This is a genomic window from Streptomyces toyocaensis (genome assembly GCF_000725125.1).
In the GTDB taxonomy this organism is placed as follows: domain Bacteria; phylum Actinomycetota; class Actinomycetes; order Streptomycetales; family Streptomycetaceae; genus Streptomyces; species Streptomyces toyocaensis.
This window is the reverse complement of the sequence record NZ_JFCB01000012.1, coordinates 49838-76108: the sequence shown is the minus strand read 5'-3', so window position 1 is coordinate 76108 and position 26271 is coordinate 49838. Positions and strand designations below refer to the sequence as shown.

The following is a 26271-nucleotide window of genomic DNA, read 5'->3' as shown; positions in this document are numbered from 1 at the left end:
GTGAAAGCGCCGTCCGCCGAGGTGGTGCGCCGACGGCCATTCGGTGATCTCGTTCTGAGGCTGAGCGGTGAGTTCGATGGCCCGAGGCAGCGAGCCTCGTGCTCGAGAAGCCGTACTGCGCCGTGTACGGGAACGCGGCTGATCATCCGGACCTGGTGCGCCGGTATCCGTCGGATGCGAGGGACGCGGAGTGCGCGGCTGTGCGGCCGTTTCGCCGGTGCCGGTGCCGGTCTGGCCGGAGGCCGAGGGCGGGCAGCCCGAGGGCCGCTGCCACCGTCAGGGTCAGGACGCGATCCAGTACCTCGCCGGCGATGCCCGCGCACTTCCCTGTCCGGGGCCTGGTCCTGCCTTTCTCCGCCGGTGGCGGGAACGTCGGAACTCTCCCTCATTCCGTTCGCGTCACAGAGCCTTGGCGTAGCAGCGGCTGTCCTCGTGGAAGCGGTAGTAGCCGAACTTCTCGCAGGGCTCGTAGCCGCTGGAGGCGTACAGGGCGATGGCCTCCGGCTGCTTGGTGCCGGTCTCCAGGACCATCCGGACGCGGCCGGCGGCGCGCGCGTCCTCCTCAAGGGCGGCCAGGACGCGCCGGGCCAGGCCCCGGCCGCGCATCTGCTCGATCACGTACATGCGCTTGAGCTCGGCGTCGCCGTCGAGGTTGCCCTCGCCGTTGGCGTCCTTGACGCGCCAGCCGCCGGAGGCGACGGGGACCCCGGCCGCGTCGTACGCGATCAGGTAGACGCCGTTCGGGGGCGCGAAGTCCGCCGGGTCCATGGGGGTGGCGTCGCCGCCGTCGCCGTAGCGGACGTGGTACTCGGCCTGGACTTCGGCGTCCAGCTTCACGGCGTCGGGGTGGTCGTAGGGGACCCGGCGGATATCCATGCCGAACACCGTAAAACACGCCCGGACGTGCTGTGTCGTATCGTGCCGTGATGCTCACTGTGACCTCTGTCAACGTCAATGGACTGCGGGCCGCCGCCAGGAAGGGATTCGTGGAGTGGCTGGCCGGGACCTCCGCCGATGTGCTGTGTCTGCAGGAGGTGCGGGCGGAGGCCGGGCAGCTGCCGGAGCAGGTGCGGGAGCCCGGGGGGTGGCACGTGGTGCACGCGCCCGCCGCGGCGAAGGGGCGCGCGGGGGTGTCCCTGTACACCCGGCGTGAGCCCGACAGCGTGCGGATCGGGTTCGGGTCGGAGGAGTTCGACGGCAGCGGGCGGTACGTGGAAGCGGACCTGCCCGGCGTGACCGTCGCCTCGCTCTACCTGCCCTCCGGGGAGGTCGGCACCGAGCGGCAGGAGGAGAAGACGCGGTTCATGGACGAGTTCCTCGCGTACCTCAAGGAGCTGCGGGAGCGGGCCGCGGCCGACGGGCGGGAGGTCGTGGTCTGCGGGGACTGGAACATCGCCCACGAGAAGGCCGACCTCAGGAACTGGCGCGGGAACACCAAGAACTCGGGGTTCCTGCCGGAGGAGCGCGCGTGGCTGTCCCGGGTCCTCGCCCCGGCCGACGGCGGCTACGTGGACGTCGTCCGGGCGCTGCACCCGGACGTGGACGGGCCGTACACCTGGTGGTCGTACCGCGGCCGGGCCTTCGACAACGACACGGGGTGGCGCATCGACCTCGCGGTGGCGACCCCCGGGCTCGCGGGCCGCGCGGTCAAGGCGTACGTGGAGCGCGCCGCCACGCACGCCGAGCGCTGGTCGGACCACGCGCCGGTGACGGTGGTCTTCGAGGGCGCTCCCGGCGGGCGGATTGACCCGTGATCCGGGCACCGGAATGAACCCTGCCGCAGGTACTTCACAGCCGTAGCGTCGTGGCCATGACGGACGAGGGCACCACCACCGGCAGCATCCGCGTCGACTTCGCCGAGGCGGTGCCCAAGGCGTTCAAGGCGCTCATCTCCTTCGACGCGGCGGCCCGCGAGGGACTGGACCCGGCACTCGCCGAGCTGGTCCAGATCCGGTCCTCGCAGCTCAACGGCTGCGCCTACTGCCTGCACCTGCACACCTCCGACGCCCGCGAGGCGGGGGAGAGCGAGGAGCGGCTGCACATGATCTCCGTGTGGCGGGAGGCGCGGAACTTCTTCACGGAGCCCGAGCAGGCCGCACTCGACCTCGCCGAAGCGGTCACCCTCGTCTCCGGCGGCGGAGTGCCCGACGCGGTCTACCGCCGTGCGGCCGCGTCGTTCGCCGAGGACGAACTGGCCCGCCTGCTCGCGCTGATCCTCGCCGCCAACACGTGGAACCGCATCGCCCTGGGCACGGCCAAGGTGCCCGGCGCCGGCCGGCGGGGAGCCCGCCGGTGAGCACCGGTGCCGCCGGGGACCCGACGGACGGCTGACCGAGGTCGTCGGAGGGCGGGCCGCCCCTCCCGCCCACGCGGCCGTCAGTCCCCGTCCGGCGGTGGGGGAAGGATGCCGCAGAGGGCGTCGAGCGCCGCCCCGAAGGCGTGGTCGGGGGGTGCGGCGTAGCCGACGACCAGGCCGTCGTGCGCGGGCATGGTGGCGGCCGGGTGCCGGAAGCCGGCGAGCCCGTCCACGGCGACGTGCTGCCAGGCCGCGGCCTTGGTCACCGACCGTTCGCTGCCGGGCGGGAGGCGGAGCACCGCGTGCAGCCCGGCGGCGATGCCGGTGGGCGCGACGTGCGGCGCCCGGCGGGCGAGAAGGGCGACCAGACGGTCCCTGCGGTCCCGGTACCGCTGCCGGCTCCGGCGGATGTGCCGGTCGTAGTGGCCCGACTCGATGAAGTCGGCGAGGGTCAGCTGGTCCGTGACACCGGCCCACGCCTCGCGCTCGCCCTTGGCCCGCAGCACGGGCTCCACCAGGTGGTCCGGCAGCACCATCCACCCCAGCCTCAGTGCGGGGGAGAGGCTCTTGCTGAGCGAACCCAGGTACACGACGCGTTGCGGATCGAGTCCCTGGACGGCACCCACCGGCTCCCGGTCGTAACGGAACTCCCCGTCGTAGTCGTCCTCCAGCAGCACGCCCCCGCTCCCGCGCGCCCAGTCCACCGCGGCGACCCGCCGCTCCGGGTGGAGAGGCCCCCCGGTGGGGAACTGGTGGGCGGGGGTCAGCAGCGCCGCCCGTACCCCCTTCAGCGCGGACAGCTCCGTGGTGCGCGCCCCGTGCTCGTCCAGCGTCAGAGGGACGGTCCGCACCCGCGCGGCCTCGAGGACCGACCGGTGGAACGGCAGCCCGTAGGACTCCACGGCCAGGGGGCCGCGCAGTACCTTCCCGCCGAAGAGCAGCCTCAGGGCGTGCGCGACACCGGAGCACACGACGATCGTCTCGGGGCCGGTGCGCACACCCCGCACGCGGGACAGGTACCCGGCGAGCGCGCGTCGCAGCTCGGGCCGTCCGCGGGGGTCACCTGGCCCGAACGCCTCGCTGGGCGCCGCGTTCAGTGCCCGCCGCGCGGCGGCCAGCCAGGCCGCACGGGGGAAGGACGAGACATCGGGCAGCCCCTGCCGCAGCTGGTGGGCGGGCGGTGCCGGGCGGACCGGCACCGGCTTGGGTACGCGCGGGGAGGCGGTCGGCGTGGCTCGGGGCGCCACCCGCGTCCCCGACCCCTGGCGGGCGACCAGCCAGCCCTCGGCGACGAGTTCGGCATAGGTCTCGGCGACGGTGTTGCGGGCCAGCCCGAGGTCGGCGGCGAGCGACCGGTACGGCGGGAGGCGGGTGCCCGGTGCCAGCCGTCCCTCCGCGATCGCCTCGCGCAGCGCGCGGCCGAGCACGGCGCGGCGGCTGCCGCCCCCGGCCGTGTCCAGGTCCAGGTGGAGGTCGCTGCCGATGCGCCCGGCCTGATTGACCCATGAATCCGTCACGGGAATGCACCCTACGCGGGGTCTTTCGCGTCCGTAGCGTGGTGGTCACGAGGAACGGGGGCCGAGGCGGGGCCGGGGCCGGAGACGGCCCGGGCGACCCGCGCGGGTCCGCTCCTCGCCGTCGCAGCCGACCATGCCCGAGGAGAAACCCGTGAACGCGTCCACCCACCCCGTTCTCGTCCGCGCCGGCTCCGCCGAGACGCTGCAGGACGGGGCCACCAGCCTCATCACCCTGCTCGCCGACTCCGACCGGACGCACGGGGCGCTGACGGCCAACCGGGCCACCCTGCGCGAGGGTTCCCCGGGTGCCCCCGCGCACTTCCACACCGCCATGACCGAGATGTTCTTCGTGCTCGGCGGCAGCCTTCGGGTGCTGCTCGGCGACCGGATCGTGACCCTGGAGACGGGCGACTTCGTGACGGTGCCGCCGCGGCTGACGCACGCCTTCGCCCCGGCCCGGGGCGAGGAGGCCGACGTCCTGGTCGTCTTCACGCCCGGCAGGGACCGCTTCGACTACTACCGTCTGCTGGAGCGCGTGTACCGGGGGGAGGCCACCGTCGAGGACATCAAGGCCGGCTCCGAGCGGTACGACAACCACTACAGCGCCAGCCCGCTCTGGCAGGCGGAGCTCGCCGGCGACTGAGGGACCGCGGAGCCGGGCGCGGCTCCCTGGCCGGGGGCGGTCAGTCCTGCTTGCGCAGGCGCCGGTCCAGGGCCAGGGACAGTTCCGCGTCGACCACGCTGCGGGCCAGCGGGCGCAGGCGGTGGAGGGTCTCCTCCGGTGCGTGGCGCAGGATCAGGGTGGCGAAGAGGTCGGCCAGGACGTCGGCGTGGGTGCGGACCTCCGCGCCGGTGCGGAGCACCTCCGCGAGCGGGATGCCCTCGCGGACCAGTGCCGAGGACACGTCGAGCAGGCGGCGGCTGATGTGGACGATCTCCTCGCCGTCGACGCCGAGGTAGCCGAGGTCCAGTGCGGCGGCCAGGTTCTCCGGGGTGACCTCGCCCGAGAAGTGGTCGGCGAGTTCCTCGGGGGTGAGGCGGACCGGGGTCTCCTCGGTGGGGGTGTCCACGCCGAGGAGTTCGCCGACGTCGCGGCCGTGGTCGAAGGCCTCGGCCAGTTCCGCTATGCCGTTCAGGGTGTGCCCCCGCTCCAGCAGCGCCGTGATCGTGCGCAGCCGGGCCAGGTGGTGGTCGTCGTACCAGGCGATACGGCCCTCGCGGCGGGGCGGCGGGATCAGCTTGCGTTCGCGGTAGAACCGCAGCGTGCGCACCGTGATGCCGGCCAGCCTGGCCAGCTCCTCCATGCGGTACTCGCGCCGCTCACCGGGTCCTGCGCTGTCGTCTGCCACTCCTGCAGCCTAGGGCGTACCGGCGGTAAGTTTCCTCGCATGCCCCCTACCCATCGGTACGGAGCTGCTCTACTCTCCCCATTGCGCCAGTGTTCACTGGCAGGGTTCTGAGCGATGCGTGGAGGCTTCGGGATGGCCGAGCACGAGCACGAACAGGAGCACCAGCACGTGCGGGTGGCGGTGGTCGGATCGGGATTCGGCGGGCTCGGGGCCGCCGTGCGGCTGAGGCGCGAGGGGATCACCGACTTCGTCGTCCTGGAGCGGGCGGGCAGCGTCGGCGGCACCTGGCGTGACAACAGCTATCCCGGGTGCGCCTGCGACGTGCCGTCGCACCTGTACTCCTTCTCCTTCGCGCCCAATCCCGACTGGCCCCGCTCCTTCTCCGGGCAGGAGCACATCCGCGCCTACCTGGAGCACGTCACCGACGTCTTCGGCCTGCGTCCCCACATCCGCTTCGACTCGGAGGTGAAGCGGATGACGTGGGACGGCGAGCGGCTGCGGTGGGAGATCGAGACCAGCAGCGGGAACCTCAGCGCGGACGTGGTGGTCTCCGCCACCGGCCCGCTGTCCGAACCCAGGCTGCCGGACATCCCGGGGCTCGACACCTTCCCCGGCAAGGTCTTCCACTCCGCCCGCTGGGACCACGACTACGACCTGCGCGGCAAGCGGGTCGCCATGGTCGGCACCGGGGCGTCCGCGATCCAGATCGTGCCGGCCGTCCAGCCGCTCGTGTCCCGGCTGACCCTCTTCCAGCGCACGCCCGCCTGGGTCCTGCCCCGCGTCGACCGGCCCATCAGCGGTGCCGAGCGCGCGCTGCACCGCACGCTCCCCTTCACCACCAAGCTGCGCCGCGGACTGCTGTGGGGCGTACGGGAGTTGCAGGTGCAGGCGTTCACCAAGCACCCGGGCGAACTCGGCTTCGTCGAGCAGCTGGCCAAACGCAACATGGGCCGCGCCGTCAAGGACCCGGCCCTGCGCGCCAAGCTCACCCCGGACTACCGCATCGGGTGCAAGCGGATCCTGCTGTCGAGCACCTACTACCCGGCGCTCGCCCGGCCCAACGTCGACGTCGTGGCGAGCGGGTTGAGCGAGGTGCGCGGCTCGACCGTGATCGGCGCCGACGGGACCGAGGCCGAGGTCGACGCGATCGTCTTCGGCACCGGGTTCCACGTCACCGACATGCCCATCGCCGAGCGGGTCGTCGGCGCCGAGGGCAGGACCCTCGCCGAGTCCTGGGCGGGCGGGATGCAGGCCCTGCGCGGCGCGGCCGCCGCCGGGTTCCCCAACTGGATGACGGTCATCGGCCCCAACACCGGCCTGGGGAACTCCTCCATGATCCTGATGATCGAGTCCCAGCTGAACTACCTGGCCGACTACCTCCGCCAGCTCGACGTCCTCGGAGGCCGGGCCGCCCTCGACGCCCGTCCCAGCGCCGTGCGCGCCTGGAACCACCGGGTGCAGGAGCGGATGAAGCGCACGGTGTGGAACACCGGTGGCTGCACGAGCTGGTACCTCGACGCGAGCGGGCGCAACACCACCATCTGGCCCGGTACGACCAGTGAGTTCCGGCGGGAGACCCGGCGGGTCGACCTCGCCGAGTACGCCGTGCTCCGCCCCGTCCCGGCCGCGGCGAAGGCCGGCCGGGAGGACGCCCAGGAGAACGCCGAGGTGACCGCATGACCCGCCTGACCCACGTCACCTCAGGCCCGTACGCCCCGCCCGTCGCGGCCCGCGTCCTGACCGCCCTCTCCGCGGACGGCGCCCGGCTGCACGTCGAGGTGCACGGGCCCGAGGGAGCGCCCGCGGTCGTGCTCGCCCACGGCTGGACCTGCTCGACCGCCTTCTGGGCGGCACAGATCCGCGCCCTGTCCACCGACCACCGGGTGATCGCCTACGACCAGCGCGGCCACGGCCGGACGCCCGCGAGCCCCGCGTGCGGCACGGACGCGCTCGCCGACGACCTGGAGGCCGTGCTCCGCGCCACCCTCGCCCCGGGCGAACGGGCCGTGATCGCCGGGCACTCCATGGGCGGCATGACGGTGATGGCCGCCTCCGGCCGGCCCGCGTTCCGCGAGCACGCCGCCGCCGTACTGCTGTGCAGCACGGGCAGTTCACGGCTGGTGGACGAGTCGACGGTGCTGCCGCTGCGGCCCGGCCGGGTGCGGACCTGGCTGACCCACCGTGTGCTCGGGTCCCGGGCCCCGCTGGGACCGGTCACCCCCCTCGCCCGGCGGATCCTCCGGTACGCGACGATGGGACCCGCCTCGGCCCCGCACATGGTCGAGGCGTGCGCCCACATCGTGCACGCCTGCCCGCGCGCGGTGCGCCACGCCTGGTCGCTCGTCCTCGGCACGCTCGACCTCGACCACGGTGTGCGGGAGTTGCGCGTCCCCACCGAGATCGTCGCCGGTTCCGCGGACCGGCTGACCCCGCCCGCGCACGCCCGCACGCTCGCCGCCGCGCTGCCGGACTGCCTCGGCGTCACCGAACTGCCCGGGATCGGCCACATGACCCCCGTCGAGGCGCCGGACCTGGTCACCGGGAAGATCCGGGACCTCGTCGCCGCCCATGTGACCGCCCCCCACCGCCCCGTAGCCGCCGAGGAGAGCGCATGAGCAGGGTCAGTCTCGAAGGAAAGGTCGCCGTTGTCACCGGAGCGGCCCGCGGCGTGGGGGAGTTGCTCGCCCGCAAGCTCTCCGCACGCGGCGTGAAGGTGGCGCTGGTCGGCCTCGAACCGGACGCGCTGAAGGACGTCTCCGCGCGGCTGCACGGCGACAGCGGCCACTGGTACGCCGACGTCACCGACCACGAGGCGATGGCCCGGGTCGCGGCGGAGGTGAAGGAGCGGTTCGGCCGGGCCGACATCGTGGTCGCCAACGCCGGTGTGGCGACGGGCGGTCCGTTCGCCGAGTCCGACCCGGATTCCTGGCGGCGGGTGATCGAGGTGAACCTGATCGGATCCGCGGTCACCGCGCGGGCCTTCCTGCCCCTGCTCACCGAGAGCCGCGGGTACCTGCTGCAGATAGCCTCGCTCGCCGCGATCACCCCCGCGCCGATGATGACCGCGTACTGCGCCTCCAAGTCCGGTGTGGAGGCGTACGCGCACAGTCTGCGCGCCGAAGTCGGCCACCGGGGCGTGAAGGTGGGCGTCGGGTACCTGTCGTGGACCGACACCGACATGGTGCGCGGCGCCGACCAGGACGACGTGATGCGGGAGTTGCGGCAGCGGCTGCCGTGGCCGTCCAACAAGACCTATCCGCTGGGGCCCGCGGTGGACCGGCTGGTCGCCGGCATCGAGCGGCGGTCGGCCCACGTGTACGGGCAGTGGTGGCTGCGGGGCATGCAGGGCGTGCGCGGCTACCTGCCCGCGGTCATCGGGACCGTGGGGCAGCGGGAGATGCGGCGGTTCGCCGACCGGCTCGACGGGGTCCGCACGGGGCTGGTCGGAGCCGGCGGCAACGCCGATGAGCAGCATCGCGCTACGGTCCGTAAGTGATCGACATGCGCAGGGTGACGGCTCGTGTGAATCTGGTCGGGCAAGTTCCCCCACCCCACAACGGGAGTGAACCCACATGGGTATGAAGGACCAGTTCCAGGAGAAGTCCGAGCAGTTCCAGCAGCAGGCCAAGCAGCGTGCCCAGCAGGGCAAGGAGCAGATGCAGGGCCGCGGTCGCCGGCGCGACGAGGACATGGACGAGCAGCGCCGTCAGCGCGAGTCCGAGGAGCGCTTCGACCAGGACTACGAGGTCTGACCTCGCGGCGCTGATGCGCTGACCGTGCTGACGCAACGAAGCGCGGACTGAGGCGCAGGCGGAAGGGGTGCCCCTCGGCGAAGGGGGCGCCCCTTCTCGCGTCGCGCCCCTTCCCCCGTCGCGCCCCTCCCGTCTCACGTTCTCGGCGGCAGCGCCGGGCGGGAACGGTCGGGGACGTCGCGGTAGGTGGGAGGGGTCGCCGGGGGGTGGGACTCCAGCAGGTCGAGGGCGAGCCGCACCGCGTCGTCGAGCACCGCGTAGCGCCCCTCGGCCCAGTCCAGCGGGGTGCGCAGCGCCTCGAGGTCGGGTTCCACGCCCTTGTTCTCCACGGACCAGCCGTAGGCGTCGAACCAGGCGGCGTTCATCGGCACGGTGATGACCGTGCCGTCCCCGAGCCGGTGCCGGCCGGTCATGCCGACCACCCCGCCCCAGGTCCGCTGGCCCACCACCGGTCCCAGTCCCAGCAGTTTGAAGGCCGCGGTGATCATGTCGCCGTCGGAGCTGGTCGCCTCGTCGGCCAGGGCCACCACGGGCCCGCGCGGGGCGTTGGAGGCGTACGACACCGGCTGGGCGTCGCGGGTGAGGTCCCAGCCGATGACGGTGCGGGTCAGCTTCTCCACGACGAGTTCGCTGATGTGCCCGCCGGCGTTGCCGCGCACGTCCACGATCAGCGCGGGCAGGGACATCTCCCGGCGCACGTCGCGGTTGAACTGGGCCCAGCCGGAGCCGCCCATGTCGGGGATGTGCAGGTAGCCGCAGCGCCCACTGCTCAACTCCCTGACCACCGCGCGGCGTTTGGCCACCCAGTCCTGGTAGCGCAGCGGTGTCTCGTCGATCAGCGGGACGACGGCGACGCGCCGGGGCGTGCCCTCGCCCTCCCCCTCGGCGGCGGCCGGACGGAAGGTCAGCTCCACCGTCGTGCCGCCGGCGCCCGCGAGCAGCGGGTAGGGGCCGGTGACGGGGTCGACCGGGCGGCCGTCGACATGGGTGAGGACCGCGCCCTCACGGATGCCGGTGCCGGCCAGCGGGGAGCGGGCCCGGGAGTCGGAGGAGTCGCCGGGCAGGATCCGCTTGACCGTCCACCCGTCCTCGCGCGGGGCGAGGTTGGCGCCGAGCAGACCCTGGCGGCGCTGGTAGTGCGGGGGCCCCTCGTTGCGGCGGGCGGCGGTGACATAGGCGTGGGAGGTGCCGAGTTCGCCGAGCACCTCGCGCAGCAGGTCCGCGAACTCGTCCGGCGAGGCGACGCGTTCGACCAGCGGGCGGTACTGCTCCAGGACCCCGTCCCAGTCGACGCCGCTCATCCCGGGATCCCAGAAGTAGGCGCGGATCAGCCGGCCGGCCTCCGCGTACGCCTGGCGCCACTCGGCCGCGGGGTCGGCCTCGTGCAGGATGCGGCGGGCGTCGATCCACACCGTGGAGTCGCCGTCGCCGGGCTCGGTGGCGGGCACCGCGCGCAGTTCGCCCTCGTCGACCACCACCAGCCGGGTGCCGTCGCCGCTGACCGCGAAGAAGTCGAGATCCGCGACGAGTTCGGACTTCTTCGCCTTGCCGATGTCGAAGTGCTCCAGGGCGGGCCGGCCGCTGGTGTCGTCGGGGTTGGCGAAGGTCTCGCCGAGCGCGCCGGAGATCGGCCAGCGCAGCCACACCAGTCCGCAGCCCGCCACCGGGTACAGCCCCGAGTACTTGGAGGCGGCGACCGGGAACGGCGTGACCCTGCTCTCCAGGCCCTCCGCCTCGACGGTGACCGCGCCCGCCTCGCCGCCCTCCTCGGCGTCCTCGCGCTCGACCGGGTCCAGGCCGCCGGCCGCGGGGCGTCCCTCGGGGCTGAGGGCGAACGGGGAGGGCGTCGCCGAGGACAGCGGCACCAGGTAGGGGCGGCAGCCCAGCGGGAACGACAGATCGCCGGTGTGCACGTCGTACACCGGGTCGAAGCCGCGCCAGGACAGGAACGCCAGATAGCGGCCGTCCCGGGTGAAGACGGGGTTCTCGTCCTCGAAACGGCCGTCGGTGACGTCGAGGACCAGCCGGTCCTTGATCCGGGCGAGTTTGATCTGCCGCAGGGACCGCCCGATGACGGGGTGGGACCAGGCCAGCCAGCTCCCGTCCGGGGAGAAGGCGAGGTCGCGCACCGGCCCGTTGCCGGAGTGGATCAGCTCGGTGACCTCGCCCTCGCCCTCCTCGCCGGTGTCCACCAGCAGCAGCCGTCCGTCGTGCGTGGCGACGGCCAGCCGCCGCCCCTCCGGATCGGCCACCGTCTCCAGCACCCGGCCCAGCTTCCCGGCGGCGAGTCGCCGGGGCGCACGCTGGCCGGTGGCCCGGGGCAGCGAGGCGATCTCGACGGCGTCGTCGCCCTCGGCGTCCGTCACGTACGCCACCTGGTCGCCCGCGCCGAGCATCTCCGGCAGCCGGACCCGTACGCCCGGGGTGTCGGTGAGGGTGCGGGCCGGGCCGTCGCGGTGGGTGAGCCAGTACAGGCTGCCCCGCACGACGACGGCGCTGGCCCGGCCGGTCTCGTCGACGGAGATGCCGTCCAGGTGCCGCGCGGCCGGTACCTGGTAGGGGCGCCGCCCGGCCCGCGGCCCGCTCAGCGTCACGTCGAGCCGGCGCGGTACGGCACCGGGGGACAGGTCCTCCACGATCCACAGGTCGCCGCCGCACTGGTAGACGACCCGGGAGCCGTCGCTGGAGGCGTGCCGGGCGTAGAAGGCGTCGTGGTCGGTGTGGCGGCGCAGGTCGGTGCCGTCGTACGCGCACGAGTAGAGGTTGCCGACGCCCTCGTGGTCGGAGAGGAAGGCGATCCGGCCGGCGGCGAACATGGGGGAGTGCAGGTGGCCGTCGAGCCCGTCGAGCAGCCGGTGCCCGTGCAGCCACAGCCTTCCCGTGGCACCGCCCCGGTAGCGCTTCCAGGAGGCCGGTTCGTGCGGCGGGGTCCCGGTGAGCAGCAGCGACCTGCGCTCTCCGGCGAGGTCGGCGACCTGGATGTCGGACACGGGACCCCAGGGGAGTTTGCGGCCGGGGCTGCCGTCGCAGGCGAGCTTGTAGGCCCAGGTGAAGTACGAGAAGGGCTCACCGTGCGAGGCGACGGCGAGGATCTCTGCGTGGCCGTCGCCGTCGGGGGGTGCCCAGCCGCAGACCCGGGTGTCGGAGCTGCCCCAGTAGGTGAGGCGCCGGCCGGGGCCGCCGTCCACCGGGACGAGGTGCACCTCGGGATCGAGGCTGCGCCAGCTCGTGTACGCGATGTGCCGGCCGTCGGGGGAGAAGCGGGGGTGGCCGAGCTTGGTGCGGTCGACGGTGAGCCGCCAGGCGCGGCCGGGACCGTCGAGCGGGGCGAGCCAGAGGTCGTCCTCGGCCACGAAGCACAGCAGGTCGTCCATGAGGTGCGGCAGGCGCAGGTAGGTCACCTTTCCCATGCTTTTCCGCAGGGCGGGCACCAGCAACTTATGCGGAACCGACAACCGTGACCCAGGACACGAACGAAACCGTTTCGTTTCGTTAGAGGGGTGGAGTACCTTGTTCCTGTACGAAACCGTGTCGTTCTCCGGCGCGGTGGGGACAGTCGCGGAAAGGTGAGCGGGATGAGCGAAGTCGCGACGGCACGTCGCAGCCGGATCACCCCCGAGCGCGAGGCCGAGCTGTACGGCGCCGTGCTCGACCTGCTCCGCGAGGTCGGCTACGACGCCGTCACCATGGACGCCGTGGCCGCCCGCACCCGGTCCAGCAAGGCCACCCTCTACCGCCAGTGGGGCGGCAAGGCCGAGCTGGTGGTGAGAGCGATGCGCAGCCAGAAGCCCGGCGGCCTCGCCGACATCGACACCGGGACCCTGCGTGGCGACCTGCACGCCATCGCCGTGCGTGAGGACGACTGCGCCATGGCGCAGAACGCCGCCCTGATGCGCGCGCTCGCCATGGCCGTGCACCAGAACGACGATCTCCGCCAGGCGTTCAAGGAACTCCTGGTCGAGCCGGAGATGGAGGAGTTCCGGCGGATGATCCGGCGCGCGGTCGACCGGGGCGAGGTCAGCCCCGACAACCCGGCGCTGGACTACATGGTGCACATGCTCGTCGGCGCGTTCGCCACGCGGACGCTGATCGACGACCTGCCGCCCACGCGGGAATTCCTCACCTCGTACATCGACGCCGTGGTCCTCCCCGCCCTCGGCGTGCCCTCTTCCTGACCGTCCCCCTCAGTCAGCCACCCTCTGACGTTTCCGCTCACGTCGTCGGGCTGATCACCCCTGCCCCGCAGCAATCACGACCTGACCGGGAGTACGCCCCTGTGGCCACTTTCCTCTATCGACTCGGCCGGTTCGCCTTCAGGCGTCGGCACTACGTAGCCCTCTTCTGGGTGGCGCTGCTGGCGCTCGCGGGCGTCGGCGCGGCCGGCGCCCCGGCGGCCGGCAACTCCTCCTTCTCCATCCCGGGCACCGAGGCCCAGAAGGCCTTCGACCTGCTCGAGGAGCGCTTCCCCGGCTCCAGCGCCGACGGGGCGACCGCACGCGTCGTCTTCAAGGCACCGGCCGGCGAGAAGATGACCGACGCCGACAACAGGACGGCCGTCCAGGACACCGTCGACGCGCTCTCCGGCGGCTCCGAGGTCGCCCGCGTCACCGACCCGTACCAGGGCGGCGGCGTCAGCCGGGACGGCACCGTCGCATACGCCTCGGTGAGCTACGAGGTCTCCGGCATGGAGCTGGAGGAGTCCTCCCGTGAGGCCCTCAGGGCCGCCGCCGAGGACGCCCGCGACGCCGGGCTGACCGTCGAGGTCGGCGGAGACGCGCTGCAGGCCGTCCCGGAGACCGGCACCGCCGAGATCATCGGCATAGGCATCGCCGCGGTCGTCCTGGTCATCACCCTCGGCTCGCTGCTCGCCGCCGGGCTGCCGCTGCTCACCGCGATCGTCGGCGTCGGCATCGGTGTCGCGAGCATCACCGCGCTGGCCAGCACGCTCGACCTCGGCTCCACCACCTCCATCCTGGCGTCGATGATCGGCCTCGCGGTCGGCATCGACTACGCGCTCTTCGTCGTCTCGCGCTACCGGGCCGAACTGGCCGAGGGCCGCGGACGCGAGGAGGCGGCCGGCCGGGCCGTCGGCACCGCGGGCTCCGCCGTGGTCTTCGCGGGTCTGACCGTCGTGATCGCCCTGGTGGGTCTGTCGGTCGTCAACATCCCGATGCTGACGAAGATGGGCATCGCCGCCGCCGGCACGGTCGCCATCGCGGTCCTGATCGCCCTCACCCTCATCCCCGCCCTGCTCGGTTACGCGGGCCGCCGGGTCCGCCCCGCGGGTGAGAAGAGCAAGCTGCTCGGCGGGGGCCGCACGGAGAAGAAGCCGCAGCGCCCCAACATGGGCACCCGCTGGGCGAGCTTCGTCGTACGCCGCCCCCTGGCCGTGCTGCTGCTCGGTGTGGTCGGCCTCGGTGCCGCCGCCGTCCCGGCCGCCTCGCTGGAACTGGGGCTGCCCGACGACGGCTCCCAGCCGACGTCCACCACCCAGCGCCGCGCCTACGACCTGCTCTCCGAGGGCTTCGGCCCCGGCTTCAACGGCCCGCTGGTCGTCGTGGTCGACGCCAAGGGCAGCGACGACCCGGACGGCGTCTTCCAGCGGGCGGGCGAGGACATCAAGGGCCTCGACAACGTCGTGAACGTCAGCCCGGCGCAGCCCAACAAGGCCGGCGACACCGCGACGATCACCGTGGTCCCTCAGTCCAAGCCCTCCTCGGTGACCACCGAGAACCTGGTGCACGACATCCGTGACACCGGCGCCGGCATCACAGCCGACACCGACGCCGACGTGCTGGTCACCGGCGCCACGGCGATGAACATCGACGTCTCCCAGAAGCTCAACGACGCGCTGGTGCCGTACCTGGTCCTGGTGGTCGGGCTGGCGTTCCTGCTGCTGATCGTGGTGTTCCGGTCCATCCTGGTCCCGCTGAAGGCGGCCCTCGGCTTCCTGCTCTCCGTGCTGGCGGCCCTCGGCGCGGTCGTCGCGGTCTACCAGTGGGGCTGGCTGTCCGGCCTGATGGGCGTCGAGGAGACCGGCCCGATCATGTCGATGATGCCGATCTTCATGGTCGGCGTGGTCTTCGGACTGGCCATGGACTACGAGGTGTTCCTCGTGACCCGGATGCGGGAGGCCTACGTCCACGGCGAGAAGCCGGCCCAGGCAGTCGTCACCGGCTTCCGCTACAGCGCCCGGGTGGTGACCGCCGCGGCGGTCATCATGATCGCGGTGTTCTCCGGCTTCATCGGATCCAGCGACGCGATGGTCAAGATGATCGGCTTCGGCCTCGCGGTCGCCGTCCTCTTCGACGCGTTCGTCGTCCGCATGACGATCGTCCCGGCGGTGCTGGCCCTGCTCGGCACGAAGGCCTGGTGGCTGCCGAAGTGGCTGGACCGCGCCCTGCCCAACGTGGACGTCGAGGGCGAGGCGCTGAGCGCCCGGGACGCCGCGGAGGACGAGGACAAGGAACTCGTGCGGGCCTGACACGCCCGGACGATCACAGACCAGCCGGTGAGGGCTCCGTGGGGACGGGGCGCCCTCACCGGCTTCCGCTGTGCCGGGGCTGAAGCGGGTCCGGGCCGCTGTTTCAGGTGTCGTATACCGTGGACCGATGTCCGACGCGAACGACCCAGACCGTCAACTCCCCTTCGTCGATCGTGTAGATGACGCGGTAGTCGCCGACACGGAGGCGGCGCCGATCGGGCTGGGAGACGAGCGCCGTGGTGTTGTACCCGAGCGGATCCGTTTCCCGTTCCGTCAGCTTGACCAGGATCCGGAGCGCCATGTCCCGGGGGGCTTTGCGAAGCTCCGCCTGAGCCTCCGGCCGGAAGACGGTGCGGTACGTGCTACTCACTGCGCTCCAGCGTTTCCCTCATGACGTCCTCGATCGGGATGCCGGCCGCCGGATTCGCCATGCGCTCGTCGATGATCCGGTTGATCTCGCGCTCTTCCCATTCCTGGTACCTGCGGAGGACCTCTATCGACACGACCGCGGCCACTTGCTTGCCGCGCCGCGTGATGACTGTGGGCGTGTCGTCACGGTCGGCCCGCTCGACCACCTCGGCCAGGTGGGCGCGTGCGCGCGAGCGCGCTTCGTGACCCCGCTGGTCACCACGGCCGTCCTGATCGCCGCGGTCACCCACGCCGGCTGGAACGCCATCGCGCACCGGATCACCGACAAGCTCGTCGGGTTCGCGCTGATCTCCGGTGGCGGGCTGCTGTTCGGCCTGGCGGCCGTGCCGTTCGTGCCGTTCCCGGCGGCCGGGGCCTGGCCCTACCTGCTCTGCTCCGCGGCGATCCACATCGCGTACTACGCGCTGCTCATGACGTCCTTCCGGCTGGGCGACTTCGGCCAGGCGTACCCCATCGCCCGGGGCAGCGCGCCCCTGGTCGTCACGGTGCTGGCCGCCGTGTTCGCCCACGAGGTGCCCGACGGCTGGGCCGCCGCCGGGATCGCCCTGTCCTGCGCGGGCCTGACCGGCGTCGCCCTGTGGGGCCTGCGCGGGCACCGGCCCGACTGGGCGGCGATCGGGGCGGCCCTCGCGACCGGACTGACGATCGCGGTGTACACGGTCGTCGACGGGCTCGGGGTACGCGCCTCCGGTTCGTCGTCCGGCTACATCGCCTGGCTGATGGCGGTGCAGGGCACGGTGATCCCGGCGTACGCCCTCTGGCGCTGGCGGCGGGAGACGGCCGCCCGGCTGCGGCCGTACGCGGGGCTCGGACTGCTCGGCGCCGCGATGTCCGTGGCCGCGTACGCCCTCGTCCTGTGGGCCCAGACCCGCGCGGCGCTCGCCCCCATCGCGGCCCTGCGGGAGTCGTCGGTCATCGTGGGCGCCGCGATCGGGGCCCTGTTCTTCAAGGAGCGGTTCGGCGCACCGCGCATCGCGGCGGCCGGCCTGCTGGTCGTGGGGATCGGACTGATGCTGCGCGCGGGCTGAGCCCGGGTCCGGCCCGGGAGGGTGCACGGGAGCGGTACGGGGAGATGCTTCGGGGCCGCGCGTCGTCCCTCGCCCCGGAGCACCCGCGGTGCCTCACAACCGCCGGCCGCCCGGAAGGCCCTGACCGGCGGCCGCTGTGCCGGCGGCCGAGGGCCTCCCCGAGTCTCGTGGTGCGCGCCGCGCGGGCGCGTGCGTCCGGCCACGGGGAGGCGCACCCTGGAACCAGAGGAATCCGGAGGTGATCGTCATGATGCACACCGCAGTGGGATGGCATGTGGAGCTGGAGTTCATGGAGGACGACCAGCACACGCGCGCGGTAGCGATGGTCCGGCTGCCCGACGGGACCGAGGTGCGGGCCGACGGACACGCGAGCCGGCACCACACCGACGCGAATCAGCCGCGGGTCGGCGAGGAGATCGCCGGCGCACGCGCGCTGAACGAACTCGCCATGCAGATGCTGACCAAGGCGCACGGCGAGATCGACGACGCGTCGGGCCGCACCTCGCACCCGATCCACGTCTGATCAGAACGCGGGCGACCGCCGCACCGCCCGTATCAGTGCCTGGGCCCTGGGATCCGCCGTCACCGTCCTGCGGAAGCCGTTGGTGACATAGCCGAACGCGATGCCCGACTCCGGGTCGGCGAAGCCGAGGGAGCCGCCTCGGCCGGGGTGACCGAAGGAACCCGGGGCCAGGAAGGGGGAGGCGCTGCCGTGCAGCATGTAGCCGAGCCCGAAGCGGGTGCCGACCATCAGGACACGGTCGGGTCCCGCCGACTCCTCGGCGCGTGCGCGCTCGACGGTGGCCGCATCGAGGAGGCGGACGCCGTCGACCGGGCCGATCAGCGCGGCGTAGAACCGGGCCAGTCCGTCCGCCGTCGCGATCCCGTTCGCGGCGGGCAGGGCCGCCGCCCGGAACGCCGGGTCGTTCTGGTCCGGGAAGGGCGAGATCGCGGCGAAGGCGCGGCGGGCGAGGGAGGACGGGTCGGCGTAGGCCTCGGTGACCGAGCGCTTGGGGCGGGCACGGAGCGCCCCGGACGGCTCGGGCCCCTCGATCCTGCCGACCGTGCCGACGCGGTGGGCCTGCGTCTCGGGCAGCCCCACCCACAGGTCCAGGCCCAGGGGAGCGGCGATCTCCGCCGCGATCCACTCGCCGGAACCCCGGCCCGTGACGCGTCGCACCAGTTCGTCGAGCAGCCAGCCGTAGGTCAGCGCGTGGTAGCCGTGGTCCGTGCCCGGCTCCCACACGGGGGCCTGGGCGGCCACCGCCTCGGCGGCCCGCTGCGGATCGGCCGCCTCCCGGAGCGTCAGCGGGTGGTCGAGGACCGGCAGCCCGGCACGGTGGCCGAGCACGTGGCGGACCAGCAGCCGCTCCTTGCCGTGCGCCTTGAACTCCGGCCAGTACCGGCCGACCGGCGCGTCCAGGTCCAGCTCGCCGCGCTGGTGCAGCAGCAGGAGCACGGCGGCGGCGACGCCCTTGGTCGCCGAGCGCACGACCTGGGCGGTGCCGCGCCGCCACGGCTCGGCGCCGTCGACGTCCTTCACCCCGGCCCACAGGTCGACGACCCTGCGCCCGTCCCGGTACACGGCGACGGCCGCACCCCGGTCACCGAGCGCCCCGAAGTTCCGGGCGAACGCCTCCCGGACCGGTTCGAAACCCTCGGCCACTGTGCCGTGCACGTCGACGTCCACGTTCCTGTCGGTCCTTCCGCTCGCCTGTGACAGTGGGTGCAACCGTGCCGCTCCGCCCGCGATTCCTGGGCGGACGACCGGACGCGATCGTTACGGACTCACGAACGGCCCGGCGCGGCCGGCACCGAGCGCGGGTCGAAGCCGTAGGGCAGCTCCAGACGGTGGGCGCGCATCAGCTCGTCGTCGGCGAGCAGGTCCGCCGTGGCACCGTCCGCCGCGATCACCCCGTCGCTGAGGACCAGTGAGCGCGGGCACAACTCCAGCGCGTAGGGCAGGTCGTGGGTGACCATCAGCACGGTCACGTCCAGGGAGCGCAGAATGTCGGCGAGTTCCCGGCGGGAGGCGGGGTCCAGGTTGGACGACGGCTCGTCCAGGACCAGGATCTCCGGCTCCATCGCGAGCACGGTCGCCACGGCCACCCGGCGCCGCTGGCCGAAGGAGAGGTGGTGCGGCGGGCGGTCCTTGAACTCCGCCATGCCGACCCGGCCCAGCGCCCGGTCCACCCGCTGCTCCAGCTCGGCCCCCCTGACCCCGGCCGCCGCCGGGCCGAACGCCACGTCCTCGCGCACCGTCGGCATGAAGAGCTGGTCGTCCGGGTCCTGGAAGACGATGCCGACCCGGCGCCTGATCTCGGCCATGTGCCGCCTGCCGACCTCGAGGCCGGCCACCCGCACCGTGCCCGCGCCGCCGTTCAGGATGCCGTTGAGGTGGAGGACGAGGGTGGTCTTGCCGGCGCCGTTCGGGCCGAGCAGCGCCACCCGCTCGCCGCGCGCGATCGAGAAGTCGACTCCGAACAGGGCCTGGTGGCCGTCGGGGTAGGCGAAGGCGAGGCCGGAGACCTCCAGGGAAGCAGTACTCACAGGGCCCATCCCAGCAGACAGACGACGAGGGCGGCACAGGGGAGGGCGAGGGCGTACGACCACTGCGCCCGGGACGCGGTCACCTCGTCGATCACCGGCATCGAACCGGCGTATCCGCGGCTCACCATGGCCAGGTGCACCCGCTCGCCGCGTTCGTAGGAGCGGATGAACAGCGCGCCGGCCGACTTCGCCAGCACGCCCCAGTGCCGCACCCCGCGCGCCTCGAAACCGCGGGACTCGCGGGCGATCCTCATCCGCCGCAGCTCGTCGGTGATGACATCGCCGTAGCGGACCATGAACGACGCGATCTGCACCAGCAGCGGCGGGAGCCTCAGCCGCTGGAGGCCGAGCAGCAGTTCGCGCAGCTCGGTGGTGGAGGCGAGGAGGACGGAGGCGGCCACGCCCAGGGTGCCCTTGGCCAGGACGTTCCAGGCGCCCCACAGCCCGTTGACGCTCAGCGACAGCCCGAGGACCCCGACCCGCTCGCCCTCCGCCACGAACGGCAGCAGCACGGCGAAGGCGACGAACGGGACCTCGATCAGCAGCCGCTTGAGCAGGAAGCCGGCCGGCACGCGCGCGGTGTACGCGACGAGGCCGAGCAGTCCGGCGTACACGGCGAACGCCCACATCGCCTCGCGCGGGGTCGACACCACGACCACGACGAAGGCGAGGACGGCGGCGAGTTTGGTGTGCGGCGGCAGGGCGTGCACGGGGGAGTGCCCGTGCCGGTAGAGCCGGTGCGCGTGGCCCGCTCCCACGTCAGACGCTCACGTCGGTGGGCGAGCCGGCGTCGGCCCTGTCGTCCGTACGCCTGTCGTCCGTGCGCCTGTCGTCCGTGCGGCGCCTGCGGACCACCCAGAACACGCCGCTGCCCGCGACGACGGTCGCGCCGACGCCGAGCACGCCCGCGAGGCCGCCGGAGAGCCGGGCGTCGTCGACGTCCTCGACGCCGTAGTCGGCCAGCGGTGAGTCGGCGAGCGCGTGCTCCTCCGCCTTCTTGTCGATGCCGTGGTCGGTGGCGACCTTCTCCAGGCCGTCGGGGTCGGCGGAGGCGTAGAAGCTGACGAAGCCGGCGAGGACGAGCGACGTGACCAGACCGGTGATCCAGAGGGTGCGCCGGGAGCGGGCGGCGGCGGGGACGGGCTCCGGCACCGAGGTGTCCGGGGCGTCGACCAGTTCGCCGTTCACCCGCAGCTTCAGCCTCTGCCGCAGTCCGCGCGCCCCGTGCACCAGGTCCGGGCGCACGGCGACGACCGCGCCGACGGTCAGGGCGGTGATCACGGCCTCGCCGACGCCGATGAGGACGTGCACGCCCACCATGGCGGTGGCGACCTTGCCCAGCGAGACGTCGGTGGTGCCGCCGACGGCGTAGAGGAGCGTGAAGACGACCGCCGAGGCCGGGACGGAGACCAGCGCGGCGACGAAGGCCGAGGCCGTCATCGAGCGGCGCGTGCGGGGCAGCACCGTCACCAGGCCGCGGAAGAGCGCGTACGCGACGATCGTCGTGGTGATCGCCATGGTGGTGATGTTCACGCCGAGCGCGGTCAGCCCGCCGTCGGCGAAGAGGACGGCCTGCATCAGCAGGACGACGGAGACGCAGAGGACCCCGGTGTAGGGCCCGACGAGTATCGCGGCGAGGGCGCCGCCGAGCAGATGGCCGCTGGTTCCCGCCCCGACGGGGAAGTTCAGCATCTGCACGGCGAAGATGAACGCCGCGACCAGCCCCGCCAGCGGTGCCGTCTTCTCGTCGAGTTCCCTGCGGGCGCCGCGCAGGCTCACGGCGATCGCGCCGGCGGCGGCGAGACCGGCCACGGCGGACACGGGGGCGTTGATGAATCCGTCAGGTGCGTGCACGGATCCGATGATGTGGCCTGTTGCAACCCTTTTGCAAGAACGAGTCGCTCGTCCCGCCCGGCAGGCATCGCATATGTGATGTCCGCCTCCCGGACGCGCGGATTCCGGAAACGATGCACGATTGAACCGGGGGTGGGTATACGGAGTGCACGCCTTTCATGCACAGCGGGACGCAGCGTAAGGGGCCCACCGATGTCCGTTGTCGAACAGTACGCGCGAGTCCACATCGTCACCGATGCGAATCCCCGTCTCGAGGACCGCGGTGCCGTCTTCGTGGTGCTGCGGTACGACCCCGTGTCCGACCCCAGGCGCGTGCGCGTGAGGCTGCCCGGCACCGCGGACCGCGAGTGGGTCGTGGAGCGGGAGCTGCTGGAGAGGGGCCTGCGCGCCCCCGTGGCCAGCGGCGGCGTACGGGTGTGGCCGTGCGGCCGGGTGCAGGCCGTGATGGAGTTCCACGCCCCGCAGGGCGTCTCGGTGGTGGAGTTCGAGACGAAGACCCTGACCCGGTTCCTGCGCAGCACGTACGTCGCCGCCGCCGAGCCGGTCGCGCGCTGACCTGCCCGGCCCCCGGCTCAGCCGCCGTGCTTCAGCAGCTCCGCCACGATCGGTCCGGCCGTCGAGCCGCCGTGGCCGGCCGCCTGCACGACCCCTGCGGCCGCCAGGTCGCCACGGTACGCGGTGAACCAGCCGTTGGGCTTCTTCTGCCCGTCGACCTCGGCCGACCCGGTCTTCGCGCCCCGGTCACCGCTCACCCCGGCCATCGCCTCCGCCGCCGTGCCGTAGGAGGCGGTGTACGACATCAGCTCCCGCAGCTGCGCCAGCGTGCCGGCCGACAGCGTGCGCGAGGCCGTCGCCACCCGGCGCCCGTCGACCTCCGGTGAGACCAGGTACGGCTGGTGGAACACGCCCGCCTTGACCGTCGCCGCCACCGACGCCATGTTCAGCGGGTTCATCCGCACCCCGCCCTGCCCGATCAGGGAGGCCCCCATCGGGGCCGCCGACTGCACCGGCACCGAGCCGTCGAAGGTCGGCACGCCGACCTGCCAGTTGTTCAGCCCCAGCCCGAACACCTGCTGGGCCTGCTTGGTCAGGTCGTCGTTCTTCAGCTCGGGCGCCTGGCTGATGAAGGCCGTGTTGCAGGAGCGCGCGAAGCTCGCCTTGAACGAGCCGCCCTTGATCTCGAACTTGTCGTCGTTCTGGAACTTCCAGCCGCCGTAGCTGAAGTACTTCGGGCACGGGTGCTTCTCGTCCATCGAGGCGAGCCCCTTCTCGATCAGCATCGAGGCGGTGATCACCTTCATCGTGGAGCCCGGGGCGAGGGAGCCCTGGAACGCGGTGTTGAAACCCCGCGAGGAGTTCGCCACCGCGAGGATCTCGCCGGTCGACGGGCGCAGCACCACCACCGACGCCCGCTTCTTCTTCGCCACCTGCGCCTCGGCGGCGGCCTGCAGCGACGGGTTCAGCGTGGTTCTCACCGTGCCGGGCGTGCCCTCGCTCAGCTCCAGCAGGGTCTTGTCGGACAGCTTCGCCTTCTCCGACTCCTCGCCGCGTACGATGCGCAACTCGACGCCGGCCTTGCCGCCCGCCTTCTCGCCGTACTTCTCCCGCAGTCCGTCCAGCACCGACCCGAGGGACGGGTACGTCTCGGTGGTCAGCTCGCCGCCGTCCCGGTCCAGCGCCTTGACCGGCGGGGTGCCCGCCTCGCCGGTGACGAGCCTGTCGCCCTCCTTGAGGTCGGGGTGCACGACGGACGGCTCCCAGTGGACCCGCGGCTCCCCGTCCCCGGCCCGGCGCACGACGGTCAGCGCGCTGTCGTACGCCAGCGGCTCGGCGGCCTCCCCGTAGGACACCGTGCCCTTGACGGAGAAGGGGACCTCGGCCCCGGTGGCGGTGCCCGGGGTGAGGGTGACGTTCCCGATCCGGGCGTCCTTGGCGTACGCGGTGAGCAGGGCGGTGGCCGCCTCCGGGTCGTCCGTGGCGGCGGCGGCCTCGCTCGCCTCGCCCGACGCCCAGGCGGTGAGGAAACGCCCGGCCGCGGTGGTGACCTCGTCGGCGGACAGCGGGCCGGTCCTGACGTCGTCCTGCACGGAGGCGGCGCGGGTGCCGTCGTCGTCGGCGGCGGCACCGCCCCCGAGCAGCGCGTAGGCGCCGAAACCGCCTCCCCCGACGAGCACGGCGATCACTGCACCGACCACGGCGGGCTTCGTCTTCCGCCGCTCACCGGCGCGCGCTCTGTTCCCCACTGCTGTCCGTTCCTCCGCTGCCCGCCGGGCTCCCCGTGACCCGCGTGGCTCTTGTGGCGCCTCTGGCCCCCTGGCCCTCCGTGGCGCTCAGGTGCGCCACGACGGCCACCACCCTAGAGTCCCGCCCGGCACATGATGCGATCAGCCTCCTGCTCGTAGCACGGCTGCGACAATCGGGCCGGCCGCGTCGCCGCCGTGGCCGCCCTGCTGGGCCATGGCCGCCGCCGCGACGTCGCCCCGGAAGCCGGTGAACCAGCTGTCCGACGTGGCGTTGCCGTCGACCTCGGCCGACCCGGTCTTCGCGCCGATGTCGCCGTCGAGGCCGGCCATGGCCTTCTGCCCGGTGCCCTGGGTGGCGGTCAGCCGCACCATCTGCTTCAACTGGGCGGCCGTGCCCGCCGGCAGGCCCTTCGCCCGCGCCGGCTGCCTGCCGTCGAGGTCCGGGGAGACGACGTACGGCTGGCGGAAGGAGCCTGTGATGGCGGTGGCCGTCACCGAGGCCACGGTCAGCGGGTTCATCTGCACCTGGCCCTGCCCGATGGCGTTCGCCGCGCGGTCCGGGCCAGGTGCAGCGCGTTGTCCGTGTACGACGCCGCCCGGTCCGCCTGCCCCTCCTCCCACGCCGCGAAGAACGCCTCGGTCGTCTTCCTGACCTCGTCCTTGGAACGCCCGATGGGCAAGGGGGTCAGGGCCGCCGGACGACTCCCCCGTCACGCCCCCACGTCTTCTGAACGCGTTCAAAAGCCCGACGCGTGAGCACTCCATGCGGCCGGGATTCCGGGCCGGGACGTCTGTTTCCGTTCGTTGTCCGAACGGAGGCCGCGCCCCACGCGATCCGGCCACCACCCCGCGCACTACACCCAGGTGTCCAGCCACATCCGCGAGCGCCAGTCGTCGATCGGGATCGGGGTGCCGGTGAGGATCGGCCAGAAGTAGATGAAGTTCGTGTGGTCGGGGCCCGTAGGGCCCCGACCAGGACGTTTGTCTCTGGCCGGGGCCGGATCAGGCGGCTTGGGCCGTCCCGGGGCCGTGATCTTGAGGATTGGACGCCAGATAGAGGCTGTCGACTGCCTTCCGGGTGCGTCCCTCGCTGCTTGGCATGAGGTGCGTGTACGTCCGGAGCGTGAACCCGGGATCGCTGTGACCGAGGTACTGACTCAGGGCGCGGATGTTCTCGCCCGCGTCCAGCAGCACGGACGCGTAGAAGTGCCTGAGCGCGTGCATCCCGTGCTCGCGCGCGGACGCGTAGCGCTCGCCCGGCTTCGCCTTGGGGATGATGCCGGCGGCGGCCAGGGCGGGCTTCCAGTGGTGATCGTTGAAGACGCTCACGCGTACGTGGTTGCCCTCAACTCCGCTGAAGAGGAGCCGCTTGGTCATGAGAGGGCCGTCCGGCGTACGCCAGGGAAGCGTCACGTCGATAGGTGCGCATTCCTTCGAGTGTTCTCGGAGCACGGCCGCCACAGCCTTGGGAAGCGGTACGTCCCGGACCTTGCCGCCCTTGGGCAGAGCGAAGACGTACTTGCCGCGGATTCGCTTGAGTTGATGGCCCACGGCCAGCCATCCGCCCTCGAAGTCGAGTTCATTAATGGCCAGACCGAAGATCTCGCCCTGTCGCAGTCCACATCCGGCCCCGGCATCAACGGCGGCCTGGTAGCGCCGGGGAAGGGCGGCGCGTACGCCGAAGACCTGCTCCGCCGTCCACGGAATGACGCGCGGCTTACCGGGTTTCGGGAGCTGCACCGTGCGGGCCCGGCACGGGTTCTTGCTGAGTAGGCCGTCGTCGACAGCCGCGCTCAGCGCCGCGGAGACGGTGCCCACGATGATGCGCCGGTGCGACTCCGCCGGCACCGTGGCTTCAAGGGCGGCGATCCAGGCGCGGATGTGCTCGGGCTTGAAGGAGCCGAGCGGGCGCGAGCCGATGTGGGGATAGGCATGAAGCCGGAGCCGACGCTCCGCAGCCTCCCGGCTGTTGATCTCGCCGGTGTGCGTCTGCACCCAGCGTTCCGCGTACTGCCGGAACGTCGTCCGGGAGGATCGGGGGTCGACGTACTGACCGCGGGACATGTCCGCCTCGATGTGCGCGAGCCACTGTTTGGCAAGCCGCAGTTCCTTGTCACGGAACGACTTGCTCTTCTCGGTGCCGTCCGGGCCGACGTACCGGGCGCGGTAGCGCAGACCCGTCCCATGGCGGTCGGTCTTGACCTTGACGGGCTTCCCGTTGGCGTCGGTTTCTGTCTTGTACCAGCGGTCTTGGATGTGGCCTGCCATGTGGTGGCGGTCCTTTCTCAACGCAGCAGGGAGAGCCGCGTGCTGCGGCTCTCCCTGGTGTCTGTGGTGCTGTCTTGCTAGGCGGCGGTGGCGCTGTTCTTGCGGCTGGTTACGTAGGTGTGCACGTCAGCGGGGTCGTAGCGGAGGTGCTTGCCGATCCGGAAGCCGGACGGGCCGATGCGCTTCTTACGCCACTGGTAGACGGTCTCTTTCGGCACGCCGAAGATCTCGGCAATGTCGTCGGGGGTGAGGTACCGGTCGGGGAGGCCGCGTCGGAGAGTGGCGCGGGCGTCGGGGTCTCTCGGTTGTGCCATAGGGACTCCAGGAGGGAGGGCATGGCCGGGTCTGTCCGAGGTGCGGAATTCTGCGTCATCGCGTCGCCTGCGGCACTCGTCGCGCTGACCTGCGGTTTCAAGGTGACGCTGGGCTCTTGTGCGCGTCATCTGGTGACGCGGACCTTCGCCGTTGGGTGACGCGGTGACGCCGGGTGACGCAGCCTGA

General features: G+C 72.5%; 25 protein-coding genes and 2 pseudogenes. 12 read left to right on the top strand and 15 right to left on the bottom strand.

Going from position 1 to position 26271, the window contains the following annotated elements:
* Positions 1–399 precede the first annotated feature (399 nt).
* Positions 400–876 carry a GNAT family N-acetyltransferase gene (locus tag BU52_RS15355; protein WP_037934061.1) on the bottom strand — a complete coding sequence of 159 codons (477 nt, stop codon included), beginning with the start codon at positions 874–876 and terminating at the stop codon, positions 400–402.
* A 50-nt stretch (positions 877–926) separates the two neighbouring features.
* Here BU52_RS15355 and BU52_RS15350 point away from each other — a divergent pair, with 50 nt between their 5' ends.
* Both BU52_RS15350 and BU52_RS15345 read left to right on the top strand, forming a co-directional pair.
* A complete protein-coding gene (locus tag BU52_RS15350) occupies positions 927–1754 on the top strand; it encodes an exodeoxyribonuclease III (protein WP_078903251.1) in 828 nt (275 codons plus the stop codon).
* Between the two features lie 56 nt (positions 1755–1810).
* Positions 1811–2296 (top strand): carboxymuconolactone decarboxylase family protein, encoded by a 486-nt coding sequence (locus BU52_RS15345; protein ID WP_037934284.1) that lies wholly within the window; start codon positions 1811–1813, stop codon positions 2294–2296.
* Positions 2297–2376: 80 nt separating this feature from the next.
* Here the strand turns inward: BU52_RS15345 and pdxR are convergent, their stop codons facing one another.
* Positions 2377–3813, bottom strand: coding sequence for a MocR-like pyridoxine biosynthesis transcription factor PdxR (pdxR, locus tag BU52_RS15340; RefSeq protein ID WP_037934058.1), 1437 nt, complete (start codon positions 3811–3813; stop codon positions 2377–2379).
* A gap of 133 nt (positions 3814–3946) precedes the next feature.
* Between pdxR and BU52_RS15335 the strand changes: the two genes are divergently transcribed.
* Positions 3947–4456 (top strand): cupin domain-containing protein, encoded by a 510-nt coding sequence (locus BU52_RS15335; protein ID WP_037934056.1) that lies wholly within the window; start codon positions 3947–3949, stop codon positions 4454–4456.
* A gap of 40 nt (positions 4457–4496) precedes the next feature.
* Here BU52_RS15335 and BU52_RS15330 read toward each other — a convergent pair whose 3' ends face one another.
* Entirely contained in the window at positions 4497–5117 is a 621-nt protein-coding gene (locus BU52_RS15330) for a MerR family transcriptional regulator (RefSeq protein WP_037934281.1), read from the bottom strand.
* Between the two features lie 177 nt (positions 5118–5294).
* Here BU52_RS15330 and BU52_RS15325 point away from each other — a divergent pair, with 177 nt between their 5' ends.
* From BU52_RS15325 to BU52_RS15310, 4 genes are all read left to right on the top strand, one after another.
* Entirely contained in the window at positions 5295–6842 is a 1548-nt protein-coding gene (locus BU52_RS15325; protein WP_037934054.1) for a flavin-containing monooxygenase, read from the top strand.
* The gene (locus tag BU52_RS15320) at positions 6839–7777 is read left to right on the top strand and encodes an alpha/beta fold hydrolase (protein ID WP_037934051.1); all 939 of its coding nucleotides are present in this window, start codon (positions 6839–6841) and stop codon (positions 7775–7777) included. Before BU52_RS15325 ends, BU52_RS15320 begins: the two co-directional genes overlap by 4 nt.
* A complete protein-coding gene (locus tag BU52_RS15315) occupies positions 7774–8658 on the top strand; it encodes an SDR family oxidoreductase (RefSeq protein WP_037934049.1) in 885 nt (294 codons plus the stop codon). The genes BU52_RS15320 and BU52_RS15315 overlap by 4 nt, the downstream gene beginning before the upstream one ends.
* Before the next feature lie 76 nt (positions 8659–8734).
* Positions 8735–8914, top strand: a complete 180-nt coding sequence (locus tag BU52_RS15310; protein ID WP_037934046.1) for a hypothetical protein — start codon at positions 8735–8737, stop codon at positions 8912–8914.
* Positions 8915–9048: 134 nt separating this feature from the next.
* On the opposite strand, the gene BU52_RS15305 is transcribed toward BU52_RS15310, so the two are convergent.
* Positions 9049–12315, bottom strand: a complete 3267-nt coding sequence (locus tag BU52_RS15305; protein ID WP_037934278.1) for a S41 family peptidase — start codon at positions 12313–12315, stop codon at positions 9049–9051.
* A 174-nt stretch (positions 12316–12489) separates the two neighbouring features.
* Between BU52_RS15305 and BU52_RS15300 the strand changes: the two genes are divergently transcribed.
* Positions 12490–13089, top strand: a complete 600-nt coding sequence (locus BU52_RS15300; RefSeq protein WP_037934043.1) for a TetR/AcrR family transcriptional regulator — start codon at positions 12490–12492, stop codon at positions 13087–13089.
* Positions 13090–13190: 101 nt separating this feature from the next.
* Positions 13191–15398, top strand: a complete 2208-nt coding sequence (locus BU52_RS15295; RefSeq protein ID WP_037934040.1) for an MMPL family transporter — start codon at positions 13191–13193, stop codon at positions 15396–15398.
* Positions 15399–15501: 103 nt separating this feature from the next.
* Here the strand turns inward: BU52_RS15295 and BU52_RS15290 are convergent, their stop codons facing one another.
* On the bottom strand, positions 15502–15768 hold the full coding sequence (locus BU52_RS15290) for a type II toxin-antitoxin system RelE family toxin (protein WP_037934038.1): 267 nt from the start codon (positions 15766–15768) through the stop codon (positions 15502–15504).
* Positions 15761–15991, bottom strand: a pseudogene (locus BU52_RS15285) (type II toxin-antitoxin system Phd/YefM family antitoxin); the annotation flags it as partial. The gene BU52_RS15290 and the pseudogene BU52_RS15285, both read right to left, overlap by 8 nt.
* Before the next feature lie 18 nt (positions 15992–16009).
* Between BU52_RS15285 and BU52_RS15280 the strand changes: the two are divergent.
* Both BU52_RS15280 and BU52_RS15275 read left to right on the top strand, forming a co-directional pair.
* The gene (locus tag BU52_RS15280) at positions 16010–16855 is read left to right on the top strand and encodes an EamA family transporter (protein WP_037934033.1); all 846 of its coding nucleotides are present in this window, start codon (positions 16010–16012) and stop codon (positions 16853–16855) included.
* Between the two features lie 247 nt (positions 16856–17102).
* Positions 17103–17378 carry a DUF1876 domain-containing protein gene (locus BU52_RS15275; protein ID WP_037934275.1) on the top strand — a complete coding sequence of 92 codons (276 nt, stop codon included), beginning with the start codon at positions 17103–17105 and terminating at the stop codon, positions 17376–17378.
* Here BU52_RS15275 and BU52_RS15270 read toward each other — a convergent pair whose 3' ends face one another.
* The 4 genes from BU52_RS15270 to BU52_RS15255 form a co-directional block, all read right to left on the bottom strand.
* Positions 17379–18545, bottom strand: a complete 1167-nt coding sequence (locus BU52_RS15270) for a serine hydrolase domain-containing protein (RefSeq protein WP_037934030.1) — start codon at positions 18543–18545, stop codon at positions 17379–17381. It lies immediately after the preceding gene.
* A 98-nt stretch (positions 18546–18643) separates the two neighbouring features.
* Positions 18644–19414: an energy-coupling factor ABC transporter ATP-binding protein gene (locus BU52_RS15265; protein WP_037934028.1), complete on the bottom strand. Its 771-nt coding sequence runs from the start codon at positions 19412–19414 to the stop codon at positions 18644–18646.
* On the bottom strand, positions 19402–20163 hold the full coding sequence (gene cbiQ / locus BU52_RS15260; RefSeq protein ID WP_037934025.1) for a cobalt ECF transporter T component CbiQ: 762 nt from the start codon (positions 20161–20163) through the stop codon (positions 19402–19404). Before cbiQ ends, BU52_RS15265 begins: the two co-directional genes overlap by 13 nt.
* A 1-nt stretch (position 20164) precedes the next feature.
* Entirely contained in the window at positions 20165–21259 is a 1095-nt protein-coding gene (locus BU52_RS15255; RefSeq protein ID WP_037934022.1) for an energy-coupling factor ABC transporter permease, read from the bottom strand.
* A gap of 192 nt (positions 21260–21451) precedes the next feature.
* Here BU52_RS15255 and BU52_RS15250 point away from each other — a divergent pair, with 192 nt between their 5' ends.
* Positions 21452–21814, top strand: coding sequence for an SsgA family sporulation/cell division regulator (locus BU52_RS15250; RefSeq protein WP_037934019.1), 363 nt, complete (start codon positions 21452–21454; stop codon positions 21812–21814).
* A gap of 17 nt (positions 21815–21831) precedes the next feature.
* Here the strand turns inward: BU52_RS15250 and BU52_RS15245 are convergent, their stop codons facing one another.
* From BU52_RS15245 to BU52_RS15230, 5 genes and pseudogenes are all read right to left on the bottom strand, one after another.
* Entirely contained in the window at positions 21832–23502 is a 1671-nt protein-coding gene (locus BU52_RS15245) for a penicillin-binding transpeptidase domain-containing protein (protein WP_037934016.1), read from the bottom strand.
* 141 nt (positions 23503–23643) lie between these two features.
* Positions 23644–24075 (bottom strand): annotated as a pseudogene (locus tag BU52_RS15240) (penicillin-binding transpeptidase domain-containing protein); the annotation flags it as partial.
* Positions 24018–24182 (bottom strand): hypothetical protein, encoded by a 165-nt coding sequence (locus BU52_RS35675; protein WP_167343521.1) that lies wholly within the window; start codon positions 24180–24182, stop codon positions 24018–24020. The pseudogene BU52_RS15240 and the gene BU52_RS35675, both read right to left, overlap by 58 nt.
* A 322-nt stretch (positions 24183–24504) precedes the next feature.
* Positions 24505–25770 (bottom strand): tyrosine-type recombinase/integrase, encoded by a 1266-nt coding sequence (locus BU52_RS15235; RefSeq protein ID WP_037934012.1) that lies wholly within the window; start codon positions 25768–25770, stop codon positions 24505–24507.
* A 77-nt stretch (positions 25771–25847) separates the two neighbouring features.
* Complete coding sequence (locus BU52_RS15230; protein WP_037934010.1) at positions 25848–26084, bottom strand: helix-turn-helix domain-containing protein; 237 nt, start codon at positions 26082–26084, stop codon at positions 25848–25850.
* Between the last annotated feature and the right edge of the window lie 187 nt (positions 26085–26271).

Excerpts from the sequence above, each read along its gene's own strand:
- BU52_RS15250 (WP_037934019.1), top strand. The coding sequence starts at position 21,452 with ATGTCCGTTGTCGAACAGTACGCGCGAGTCCACATCGTCACCGATGCG.
- BU52_RS15350 (WP_078903251.1), top strand. The coding sequence starts at position 927 with ATGCTCACTGTGACCTCTGTCAACGTCAATGGACTGCGGGCCGCCGCC.
- BU52_RS15265 (WP_037934028.1), bottom strand. The coding sequence starts at position 19,414 with ATGGGCCCTGTGAGTACTGCTTCCCTGGAGGTCTCCGGCCTCGCCTTC.
- BU52_RS15310 (WP_037934046.1), top strand. The coding sequence starts at position 8,735 with ATGGGTATGAAGGACCAGTTCCAGGAGAAGTCCGAGCAGTTCCAGCAG.
- BU52_RS15355 (WP_037934061.1), bottom strand. The coding sequence starts at position 876 with ATGGATATCCGCCGGGTCCCCTACGACCACCCCGACGCCGTGAAGCTG.
- BU52_RS15320 (WP_037934051.1), top strand. The coding sequence starts at position 6,839 with ATGACCCGCCTGACCCACGTCACCTCAGGCCCGTACGCCCCGCCCGTC.
- BU52_RS15325 (WP_037934054.1), top strand. The coding sequence starts at position 5,295 with ATGGCCGAGCACGAGCACGAACAGGAGCACCAGCACGTGCGGGTGGCG.
- BU52_RS15345 (WP_037934284.1), top strand. The coding sequence starts at position 1,811 with ATGACGGACGAGGGCACCACCACCGGCAGCATCCGCGTCGACTTCGCC.
- BU52_RS15230 (WP_037934010.1), bottom strand. The coding sequence starts at position 26,084 with ATGGCACAACCGAGAGACCCCGACGCCCGCGCCACTCTCCGACGCGGC.
- BU52_RS15300 (WP_037934043.1), top strand. The coding sequence starts at position 12,490 with ATGAGCGAAGTCGCGACGGCACGTCGCAGCCGGATCACCCCCGAGCGC.
- BU52_RS15330 (WP_037934281.1), bottom strand. The coding sequence starts at position 5,117 with ATGGAGGAGCTGGCCAGGCTGGCCGGCATCACGGTGCGCACGCTGCGG.
- BU52_RS15275 (WP_037934275.1), top strand. The coding sequence starts at position 17,103 with ATGATGCACACCGCAGTGGGATGGCATGTGGAGCTGGAGTTCATGGAG.
- BU52_RS15335 (WP_037934056.1), top strand. The coding sequence starts at position 3,947 with ATGCCCGAGGAGAAACCCGTGAACGCGTCCACCCACCCCGTTCTCGTC.
- BU52_RS15315 (WP_037934049.1), top strand. The coding sequence starts at position 7,774 with ATGAGCAGGGTCAGTCTCGAAGGAAAGGTCGCCGTTGTCACCGGAGCG.
- BU52_RS15235 (WP_037934012.1), bottom strand. The coding sequence starts at position 25,770 with ATGGCAGGCCACATCCAAGACCGCTGGTACAAGACAGAAACCGACGCC.